Genomic DNA, 11,722 nt, shown 5'->3' on the forward strand with positions numbered 1-11,722 from the left:
GTCCTTGGAAACAATTTTTACAAAAAAAATTAATGAACACCAAATTGTATGTTTCCCCTAATCTTCTGTTGCTTCTCTAATAACCTCATCCAAAAATGCCAATTCAGCGGGAGTATACCTATCCAAGAATCGGTACATGTCGTTCGCAAGGCGTTGATGGTAGTGTTCGTGAATCTCGTTTACCATTTCTCCTACTGATGTCAGTCGAAAAAAAACTTCCTTCTGATTGTCTTCGAGTTGATAGCGCTCGAGTAATCCTTTCTTCAAAAGTTTGACTGTTATTTTGGATATCGCACTCTTTGTTACCCCAATATGCTGTGCAATTGTCGTAACATTGACTCGATCTTTTCCCCCTACCTCTTGAAGGACGTGGAGCTCTGTTACGGATAACCTTCCAACTTTATCGTAATCAGGTACGCTGATTCTGATCTGACGCAATAGCATTTCTTCACGTAGCTTGCTGCGCTCCTCCTGTTTATGTAGGAAGGTAATCCATCGATTCCAAATCTTCTTTTTAGGGTCCAATGCAGCATCAGCTCCTCATCTATTTCAACTTTTGTTTCCGCGGAAACAAAATAACCTTATCATGAGATTTCCTTTTGCACAAGAAAAAACCGCAGCCCTGCATTCGCAAGCTGCGTTCCGAGACCATTCTCTATCCATTTAGATTGCCCAATTCCTTGTCCGCACTGAAATGAGCACGAGCAGCCTCAAACACTTCACTTTCCGATCCGGCCGAGATTTTGAAACTCGATACCACTTTCTTGCCGCATCGTACTTGTACATTATACTGTGAATCCCCATCATACGTTGACTCGAAATGATAATCCTCACCATTGACCTGAATAGTTCGTTCCATGGTTACACCTCCCACCTTAGTGTGACCAAGCAACAAGGCAATCATCCAATATTTTGTTGCAAAGAAATCGTTTTTCCCGTTGCAGCTGACTCCAAGGCCGCTTCGATAATCAAAAGGGTCTGGATCAGCAAAAATCTTCATGATCCCACGCTCGCCGTAGAGAATCGTACTATTGTCCTCTTCACCGTAGTAGCTCCAGCTAAAAGAAGCCGTACCCACACAAGACATGTTTTCCAGCCAATAGTGCCTACTTTTATGCTCATGATTGCTCCTCCTTTGTGTTGAACCCTTGACAGATTCACCTGTCGTAAAGTTATTCGCTCTATAAAGTTGTTAGAGGCACAACGCTGTGCGACAGCGCCGTGCCCCGTTTCCCTTTTTACAAATCAGCAATTCGATGCGCTTTTTTTCGTGCTAATCTCTTTTCACGAAGTCCCTCAAAGATCGAATAAAGCACGGGAACCAATACAAGCGTTACGAGCGTGTGAAAAATCAATCCCGCAATTACTCCTGTAGCAAGCGGCGCTTCTAGTTCCGCACCTTCCGCAACAGCGAGTCCCATCGGCAGCATACCGAGTATCGCCGTCAACTTGGTCATAATCACCGGACGAACACGATCGCGCGTACCCTGTACAATCGCTTCTTCCAACCCCATCCCTCGTGAGCGGAGCAGATTGATTCTGTCAATTAACAGAATCGCATTGGAAACAACAATTCCTACCAGCATGACGAGCCCAATCATCGCCATCTCACCAAAGGTTCGCTGCGTGACTACGAATCCGAGAATGACTCCCACCAAGGCCATAGGCAACGACAGCATAATAATAAACGGCTGAGATAACCTCCCAAACTGTGCCACCATAATCACATAGATGAGGGAGACGACCGCTACCAGGACGATAATTCCTTGTGTAAAGGTGTTATTCTGTTCCTTCAAATCGCCAGCGATCTCGATCTTGTAACCAGCGGGCAATTCCACTGTACCCAGCTTCTCATTTATTTGTCTGCCCACCGTACCCATATCCGTGCCCAACAGTTCTGCTGATACCGTGATGATTTGTTCTCCTTTTTCATGTTTGATCGTAATCGGAGATTTGCTGAAATGGAAATCGACCAGCTCGTGTAACGGCACCTGTGAGCCTGTTTCTGTTCGTATCATAATCTGCTGGAGTTGGTCAGGATGTGTCACCCATGTCTCTGGAAATCTGGCAACAATCGAGGTTTCGATACCATTTTGACTGATTGTGGAAAGGGGCTGCTCCCCAAGCAGCACGCTGATTTGGCTGTCCAATGAATCTGAGTCAACCTGCAATTGAGACATTGCCTCCTGATTCGGTGTCAGCGTTACTTTTTCCTTCCCTCTTTCAAAGTCATTCCGAATATTGACTACACCAGGGATGCTCCCCAGCATTTCTTCTATCTTTGTGGAAATCGACCGGGAAACCTCCAAATCTTCGCCCGCGATCTGCAACTCAATGGGTGCCGATTTACCTGAGAATCCAAATGTCATACTCGTTTGTTCCACACCGTCAATCGCATTCAAGCGACCGTTTACTTCTTGCATAAATTCTTCTTTCTCTTGCGTTCGTTGCGACTTGGTAACTAACGTAATATTTAATTCGACTGTCTCTTTCTTTGCTGTAAAGAAGACTTGATTCACATCGGACAACTCTCTCAAAGCTTTTTCCGCATCAACTGCCGCTGTTCGCGCCTGATCCAAGCTAGTGCCATCAGGCATCGTCAGCGTGGCAAAAATTTGATTCTCATTGGCATTCAAGCCATTTCCTATTTTAATCAATGGGAAGAGGCTCAAGGCCCCTACAAACACCGCAAGAGCCACCAGCAATGTGAGAATTCGATGACGAAGGGTTAACAACAGTAATCGCTGAAAGAGAGAAGCAACCCGATTTTTCCCTTTTTCACTACGGGTCTGCAACTGTTTATCATGTTGAAGAAAACGCTCGGAAAAAATCGGAACAAACAGAAAAGCTGCAATCGTAGACGCAAGAATGGTAGACGTAACGGTAAACGCAATGGTATGAAGAATAGGCTTCAGCCACTGTTCAAAATCCGCGACCACAAGCGGTAAAAACACAATAATCAAGGTTAATTGGGAAGCAAAAACAGGTGCTATGACTTCTTTTGAGCCCTGAACGATGGCCTGTTTCAGCTGCATTCCCTTTTCTCTCAAATGATAAATACTCTCCAGAACAACGATCGCGGCATCAACAATCAATCCGATTGACAAACTCAGTGATATCAATACCACCATGTCAATGTTGTATCCGGCAGCTTTCAAAGCGATGAAAGTCATCAGGATAGAAAGAGGCAGCGTCGTTGCAATGACCATCGTCACACGCCAATTTCGCAGGAATACCCAGAGTACGAGGATTGCCAATATTCCCCCGATGACAACATCGCGACTCAAATTGGTGATCGCTTTTTTAATGAAGGAGACGGATTCAAACATGACTCTCAGCTCGTAGTTTCCGCCCGCCTCATCATTAATTTGCCTCACAACTTCTTCGACTTTCTTCTGTGTAGTGATCAGGTCACTCCCCGCAGCGCGCTTTACACTGATTTGCACAAAGAGGTTTCCTTCTGTCATGGAAATAGCGTCCTTCACGCTTCCGCGCAAATCACTCACCGTTGCCAATTGTTCGAGTGCAACCTTGCCCTTGGGTGTCTTGATCAAAATGGCTTTGAACTCTTCTACATTTTTTAAGCTGTTGTCAATCATCACAACGGTGTCGAACCCGGGATTTTCCAATATGCCCACGGCTTTTTTCCAATTGGCACCCTGTAGCTGACCAACCACATCCGCTGCTGTCGTTCGATAGGCAGTAAGCCGTTCAGGACGAAATGTTATCGCAACCTTATTTTCAAAACCGTCCTCAGATACGACCACTTCCTTCACACCCGGGACGGATTCTATTCGATCCTTAATGGTCGTCTTCAGCAAGGTGAGCATGGTCTGTGTATCAGCACCCACCATTGCGTAGTCGATTAAGTCCTCATCACCCAAATTCGTTTGAGTGACTGTTACGGTATCTACTACTTTGGGAAACTCGTTGCGCAGCCGATTCACAATATTTTGTGTCTCTTGCTTGACCTTTTCACCTTCCCCATCTTCTGCAAGGATCGAGATGCCAGAAAACCCCGTCCCTGTTTTCGATGAGAAACTTTTAATCCCAGCCACAGATTTCAATTCCTGCTCTATTTTTTTCGTGACCTTTTCCACCATCTCTTCAGGGGGGAGCGCTCCTCCTGAAATATTCACTTCAATCCAAGGCAAATTCGTTTTCGGTACAAGCTCCACGTTGAAGGAAAAGAGAGCACCGATTCCGGTAAGCACGATGAGGAATGTGCACAAATAAAGGATCACTTTTCGTTTCAGCAAAAAGAGAATGACCTTGTCCATCGGTTACTCCCCTTTCACCGTAACGACTTCTCCTTCGGCGTAGTACGTTATGCCGGAGATTAGGATTTGATTACCTGACTGAAGGCCCGATAGAATCTCGACGTTATTTCCAAAAATTTGTCCCACTTCCACGTCGCGTCTCTTGATTACACCATTCTCGACAACCATGACGAAGCGCTGTGTTTCCTTAATGCCCACGCTTTGGACGGGAACGAGCATTCCGTTCACTTTGCGTGCCATCTCTACAGTCGCGACCATCCCCTCGATCAACACGTTGTCTTTATTGGAAACAGCTATCTCTACAAGATACTTTCCCGTTTCCTGGTTAAGTACAGGCGAGATAAATGTAATGGTCCCTTTACTTTTGCCCTTTCCCTCCACTGCCACAGGTACCGTGTCCCCTTGCTTGTAGTTTTCCATCACATCCAATGGGACATCGACCTTCAGCTTCACTTCCGAGCTATCAACCAGGTGAATGATACTTTCACCTGGCTGGGCAAGACTACCTGCCTTTTGGGTCACATCGATGACCGTACCGCTAAATGGCGCGACGAGTTGCGTTTCTTGAAGGGTTTTCTTTGCGAGCTCTACTTCACTGGCCGCTTGTTTCAAATCGGCATCTGCACTAGCAATCTCGTTGACTTCCGCACCCTTTAGCAACTTATCCAACGTAATGCGCGCCTCTTGTAGCGAAATCTCGTTTTGCTCTTTTTCCGACTGTGCACTGTCCAGCTCACTCTGCGAAATCGCGCCGCCCTTGAACAGCTCCTGGGCTGTCTCCCATTTTCGTTGCGCATCCTTCATGCGCTTTTCCTGGCTGTTTACTGCCAAGCGTTGTTTGCTGATGAGATCGGCACTTGCTCCTTGCAACGTTTTTGAACGCAACGCAGATGCGCTTTGAACTTGGCTTTGTGCCGCTTCCAGCCCTTTTTGATAATAGTTCGTATTTAATGAGCTTAATACCTGGCCCTGTGTCACCTTTGCCCCTTTTGTTACGTTCATTCGTTCAATCGTACCAGAAGCTCCAAAGGCTAAATGGCTCTCCTGTTTGTATTCAACGAAAGCAGTAAGTGGTATCGGCAAGGAATCCGTCTGTTTTACGGTGTGCACTTGCACGATCTTTTGTTTGGTTTGCTCCGTTTCCTCTTTCGTTTCCACTCCACACCCCGTGATGAACATCAGTACAACGGTCAAAACGACGTAGTGCATACTCTTCACGTAGAGTCCTCCAGTAGTTTTGTCATTGTCTTTTTGAATGAAGCTGACATCATATTCTCTCTCTCGTTATCATGACCTTGCTCAAGCAGACTTGTCGGTAGCAACCACCTGTTCTTCTTTTTTCTTAAAGTATTGACTCACTTGCTTGTTCAGATGAGCGATCAAGGCGATCACGAAAATGATGGCACCCGAAGCCAACACGAGATACGTCCAGTGCACGGCCTCCAGTAAAATACCGTACAGCCAGATCCCAAACGGTACGGCCACTCCGGTAAAAGTACCGACCACTCCAAACATGCTGGCACGCAAATGCTCAGGCGTGTTCAATTGAACAAAGGTAAAGATCGGGATGTTCCCCATGGAGTTGAAAATTGCTGAGACTAATAAAATCGAGACAAATACGCCAGTAATGATCCAAGAGGCGTTACTCGTTTCCGGAACAAAAATCGGAAATACCCACGTCAGCAAGAGAAGCCCTTGCAATTGAATCAAAAGGAAGATTTTATTCTCAACGTATTTGCTCACCTTTTTCATAGAGACAATAGCCGCTCCGATAATGATCCCGATAAACCAGGAGGACTGAATAAAGGAGAATTGCTCCATCGATACTTTTTCAACTCGATAGGCAATATGCAGCAGCCCTACATACATGAGCGGAGGGAAAATAAAGTTGAGCACAAGGAAAATCAGGAACAAGTACTTGATGACGACCTGTTCACGGATATATTGGAAGACTTCCTTGATTGTTTCTGTATAGCTTTGCGTTGTCTCCTGTACAACCTCGGTCTTGCGGAAACGGAGGAACATCTGCATGATCCCTGCTCCGATAAAAGAAAGGCCATCAATCAGCAAAATCATTTCCATCCCGACTAACCCATAGGCAACCGCCCCTACCAAAGGACCCGCTACATTGAGAATGGCACTGATCGCTTGATAAATAGAATTCATACTTCCTACTCTTTCTTCGTCTACCAGCTCAGGAATGGATGCTTGCAAAGCGAGATACGTAAAAGCCTGAATGGTACTGATCAAGAAGGCGTATCCGACAAACAGCCATAGATTCGTGGGAAACTGAAGGAAAAACAGTAAAAACAAGAGAACGAGCGCACCACTTAGCAGCTCGGTGACAACCATGATTGTTTTCTTGTTGTGTCTATCAATATAGGCGCCTGCAAAAATATTAATCAGCACCCCTGGCAAGTACGAAAAGCCCAAAACAGTTGCAAATGCAGCGGAAGAACCCGTCACATCCGCAATGTACAGGGCAAGAGCAAATTTGTAGACACCGCTACCTAATTCTGTAATGAAACGAGTAAAAGAAAAGAGAAAAATATTTAATCCGTATGATTGGTTGCCCATCTTAACCTCCCTGAATAGTAATCCCTCTAGGTGACGATTTATTTCGGCAAGATGATCCCGCTACACCCCACGGACAATTAGCCCCGGAATAGAGCGGAATCCATCTGCCGATTTCCAATACGATGCCAATGCGACTCTTAGCGTATGACTAGAGGCATCCCTATCAATTTTTTCGCTTCTTCTTCCAAGATCACTCGCAACTTCCTTTCATCCTCGCGATATGGCAACGCCATAAAAATAGTCATTTTGCCCATGGATGTATAGGAAGCCTCAAAGAGAATACGCTTCTTGCCTTTTATAAACAGGTGATCGTATTCACTTGGTTGACTCTTGTTCTGCTCACCCAGAAAGTTGCAAATAATAGGTGTCATCTGCATGGATCGGATGAGTGAGTGATGGGAAAGAGGATAGTTTTCCGTTACGTCAGGATTTTGCACGAGATAGGTGAAATGGATGTTCCTCTCCTTTGCGAGATCCATCCGAACCTTCACATGCGTTTCCAACTCATTCAGACTCCACGTCGGATCAATATGAAGCGGAATATGATCGATGCACTCACCAAGCACATCGAAGTAATGGTTCCCCATAAAGGATCGGCCAAAGTTCATGAGGAAGACGGGAGCCTTGTGGACTCCATAACTTCTTTCGCAAAATCTGGCTAAAAGAGCAATCGGAATCCGCGCATTTTCTGTCTCCTGCGGGTTGTCCATATCCACTTCGCAGGTAACAATCGTGTAGCCGTCCAAAGCGGATGAAGATTCGAGCTGTCTTTCTATGGACTGAAGACTATTTTCAAATGCGTGAAGATCAAATTCCTCCATGAGCTGCTGATCTTCGATTCCGACTGGACCTCTAGTAATTTGCCGGACAAAGTCCCAATACGTATGCCGATCATGTTCCGAGAGGTCTGTACCATTTTCCAACGCTTCGTAATACAGGTTCATATCGTTTTGCAGAACTTCACTGCTGATCAAATCAAAAATGAGATGCGATGCCGGGAATATGAACGAGTACTCTTTCTCGCTCTCTTTCAGCAAGATCACTTTGTATGACAAAGATCCGATCGAATCATGCTGCTTGTAAAAATATTCGCTCAGCAAAAGATGGTGCACCGCTTCTTTTCTGTCATCCGAATCACCCGATACATCAACAACAGGGAGCGCAATTTCACGAGGGCAAGGATATTCTTTCCAATACGGCTCTTCTTCCTCAAAAGCCAACGTGCATCGCAGTAAATGATGTCGCTCTAAGACGTCAAGAAAGGCCTTTTCCAGCGTCTTAGGATCGATCATCCGCTCAAAGCGAATCACTGTTCCAGAAATGTCCTTTTCCTGTACATGATAGCGCTGTGAAGGTGACAGCGGCTGTCTGATAAAAGTCTGCTGATTGACGATTGCCTCCGAATAACGAAGGAGCTTCTGATCGAGGTCGTTGACGAGCCGCTCCTGCCATGACAGAGTTTCCTTCTCATCAAGTGTAGCCTCTTGGAAATGATTCCTCTCTTTTTCCCATGCTTTTTGCGAGAGATCCAGATATTGAATGGCGTGCGGCTGAATAACAGGATCACAAGACCTACGCAATAAGGACAGTATTTCTTGGTGCTTGTCCCGCGCATTTTCCTCCACGTAAAGAACAGCTCGTTGCTTGCTGCCGAACGGCACCTCTACATAGTTGCTTCGCACTTGAAAATGAGCGTAGATCAAGGTTTCCAGCTCTTTTTTATCTTGCGCTTTTGTGGTGCGAATCCGGTTTACTGTATCTAAATATCCTGCTAGCGCTCTGACTGTATCGTATTGGAAGATCGTTTGAATCTTCACTTCAATGCCTTCTTTATGAAGTCGCGCTACCAGTTGGATCGCTTTGATAGAATGCCCGCCCAGATCATAAAAATGGTCATCCACACTGATTTCCTGTAGATCGAGCACTTCTTTCCAGATTTCCGCCAGCCTAATCTCCTGCTCTGTAACAGGTGGATTCAGTTGCTTACTCGCCTCCCGGATCATGACAGGCTCAGGCAATGCTTTTCGATCTATTTTTCCATTCGGTGTTACAGGCATTCTCTCAAGGACGTGAATATACGTTGGTACCATATAGGTCGGAAGGGTGGCCAAAAGCTCCTGACGCAAATCTCTGTTCCACTCAGGCTGCTCCCAGACCAGATAAGCGATCAGGCAGGCATCTCCTCCCTGCTCTTTTTGGGCCAACACGACCGCTTCCTTCACTCCTGCCTGGGATAGGATCACGTTTTCAACCTCATCAAGCTCGATACGAAAACCACGAATCTTAACCTGGTTGTCCATTCGCCCCAAATATTCCAGACTTCCATCCGCAAGCCATTTCACCATATCTCCCGTCTTGTAGAGCCTCGAACCGGAAATAAAAGGATCTGCCACAAATTTCTCGTTCGTCAACTCCTCGCGATTGATGTAGCCATCAGCGACACTAATACCCGCGATTGCCAACTCACCAGGAATTCCCTGAGGCTGCAAATGACCATGCGCATCTAACACGTATACTTTTGTGTTGGCAATAGGCTTTCCGATTGGCACTTGCTGCGGCAGCCTCTCTTGCCCTTCATACGTCCAAGTCGTTGCACAAATGGTTGTTTCGGTTGGACCGTATGCATTGATGTATCGGCAATGCGCGCTCCATTTATGGACAAGCTCCCAGTTTGCTGCGGAACCTGCGGTGATTAACGTTTTCAATTTCGGGAAATTTTCCGGCTCCAAATACGTCACAAAGGTAGGCGGAAGTGTCGCAACTGTTACTTCATGCCGCAGCATATACTCACTAAAAGCTTGCGGATCGAGTACGACATCCTTTGAAACAATAACCAATCTCGCCCCTGTCAATACCCCCATCGTAAACTCCCAGACAGAGGCATCAAAGGAGATGCTGGCAAACTGCAACACCTTGTCCTTTTGGGTGATACCGAGATCGTTGATGAAAAACTGTTGGAGGTTGGCGATTCCGACGTGGTGCAGTCTTACCCCCTTGGGCTTCCCCGTTGACCCGGATGTATAAATGACATAGGCCAGGTCACTGGAGAGATGAAGGGTCTGTACATCAGATGTAACGCCGTTGTATACGCTCCTATCATTAAGATTGATCAACGTTGCTGCTGGGAGAATACGCTCTGCATACGCTACAGTCGGATCATGGACCAAAACAATGCTGGCCCCGCTATCTTCGATCATATAGCTGATCCGTTCACTCGGATGGTCGGTACTGATTGGGAGAAAGGCACCGCCCGCTTTTAAAACGGCCAAGATGGCGAGGCTGTAAGCAGTAGAGCGCTCCACCATTACAGCAACAATGCTCCCTGGTTGTACCCCTTTCTCACGCAGCACGTGGGCCAGCGCATCGGATTTGTCATCTAATTCCTGATACGTGTAGGTGCCTTCCTGATCGACCACGGCAATGTGATGCGGTCCCTTTTTGACTTGTTCCTTAAATAGCTGGTCAATGGTTAGCGTTTGATCAACCAGCATCTCCGTGTCATTCCATTGTTGCAGAATGAGAGCCTGCTCCTCGTCCGTGACCATTTGCATTTTTGCAAGCGGCTGGTCGGGATTGCGGACGACACTTTGAATCAACTGATTCAAGTGCGCTTGCACTCTTTGCAGGTAGGCATCGCTGTAAGCAAGTGCATTATAAATAAAGTGAATTTCTAATTCCTTTCCAGGAATAATGCACAAGTTGAAGTCGTAGCTGGTTTGCTCATATCCTTGGACATCCGTGATTCCGAATAAACCGCCTTTTCCATCTTCGTCGAATGCCTCCTCCGTCAATGGATAGTTTTCAAAGACCATGAGATGCTGAATCAGGTTTTGTTTTAATGCGGTTTCGGACTGAATATCGGCCAGAGACAAGTATTGGTAGCTGCTTGTGGCTGTGGAGAACTGTTGCACCTGCCGAAGCAGCTCCGAAAACGTCTGTTTGCCTTCACTGCGAATTCGCATTGGAATCGTATTGACAAACAATCCAACCATTTCTTCCACGCCAACCAGCTCAGACGGACGTCCCGAAACGACTGATCCGAAGACAACATCATTGGCATAATTGTATCGTTGCAGCAACAATCCCCAGAGGGAATGAAAGACGATGCTCAGTGTCACATCATTTGATCTCGCTATCTGCTCCAAACGCGCAGTCGTTTCCTGATCAATGCGAAACACAATCGATTCTCGTTGGTACCCTTTACCGGTTGAAATATATTCAACCGGTAACGGAGATTGCTGATCAAACCCGTCCAAGCTATCTCGCCAGAACGAGAGTCCCTCTTGTTTGTTTTGCTTGCCAAGCCAAGTGACATAGCTACTGAATGAATACGGTGGAGCTAGCTCAGCCTTCTTGTTTTGAAGATAAGAGCGATAGATATGGAAAAAGTCTTTTGCGACAATCCCCAAGCACCAGCCATCCATAATAATATGGTGGAAGCTCCACACCATCTTGAATTTTGATTCACTCAATTTCATAACGGTAATCCGAAACAACAGATCTTTCTCCAGATCAAATCTCTTGCTCCGATCCCTTACAAGAAATTGCTCCACAAATGCTTCTTGTTCATCCTGAGTCAGGTCAGAGATGTCCTCAATCTGAATAGCTGCTTCTCTTTGCTTTAACACGATTTGTAGAGGCTTTTTACTTTCTTTATAGTGAAAGACTGTTCGCAGGATATCGAATCTTCCGACGAGGTCGTGAAAGCTCTGATCAAGGAGATCAAGCCGCAACGACTCCTCCATCGTAATCACCGTTTGTTCGAAGTGAACCTCTGATTCAGGATGAAGGATAAAGTGATACAGCATGCCTTCTTGCATAGGTGTCAAGCGGTATATATTTTTTATCTGAACACCATTCAAACC

Annotated in this window: 6 protein-coding genes; all 6 read right to left on the minus strand. The window is 46.1% G+C overall.

From position 1 onward, the window contains the following. Positions 1 to 57 precede the first annotated feature (57 nt). The 6 genes from ACM6JA_RS07185 to ACM6JA_RS07210 all read right to left on the minus strand — a co-directional run bounded on the left by ACM6JA_RS07185 (position 58) and on the right by ACM6JA_RS07210 (position 11,719). Positions 58 to 525 carry a MarR family transcriptional regulator gene (locus ACM6JA_RS07185; RefSeq protein ID WP_007728001.1) on the minus strand — a complete coding sequence of 156 codons (468 nt, stop codon included), beginning with the start codon at positions 523 to 525 and terminating at the stop codon, positions 58 to 60. A 130-nt stretch (positions 526 to 655) separates the two neighbouring features. Further along, a complete protein-coding gene (locus ACM6JA_RS07190) occupies positions 656 to 1,087 on the minus strand; it encodes a hypothetical protein (RefSeq protein WP_414851768.1) in 432 nt (143 codons plus the stop codon). Positions 1,088 to 1,238: 151 nt separating this feature from the next. After that, positions 1,239 to 4,280: an efflux RND transporter permease subunit gene (locus ACM6JA_RS07195; RefSeq protein ID WP_414851769.1), complete on the minus strand. Its 3,042-nt coding sequence runs from the start codon at positions 4,278 to 4,280 to the stop codon at positions 1,239 to 1,241. Positions 4,281 to 4,283: 3 nt separating this feature from the next. Further along, the gene (locus ACM6JA_RS07200) at positions 4,284 to 5,489 is read right to left on the minus strand and encodes an efflux RND transporter periplasmic adaptor subunit (protein WP_414852228.1); all 1,206 of its coding nucleotides are present in this window, start codon (positions 5,487 to 5,489) and stop codon (positions 4,284 to 4,286) included. Positions 5,490 to 5,579: 90 nt separating this feature from the next. Next, positions 5,580 to 6,857, minus strand: coding sequence for an MFS transporter (locus ACM6JA_RS07205; RefSeq protein WP_414851770.1), 1,278 nt, complete (start codon positions 6,855 to 6,857; stop codon positions 5,580 to 5,582). A 137-nt stretch (positions 6,858 to 6,994) separates the two neighbouring features. Continuing rightward, positions 6,995 to 11,719, minus strand: a complete 4,725-nt coding sequence (locus ACM6JA_RS07210) for an amino acid adenylation domain-containing protein (RefSeq protein ID WP_414851771.1) — start codon at positions 11,717 to 11,719, stop codon at positions 6,995 to 6,997. Positions 11,720 to 11,722 lie beyond the last annotated feature (3 nt).

This window comes from Brevibacillus sp. IT-7CA2, from assembly GCF_949767855.1.
Taxonomy (GTDB): Bacteria; Bacillota; Bacilli; order Brevibacillales; family Brevibacillaceae; genus Brevibacillus.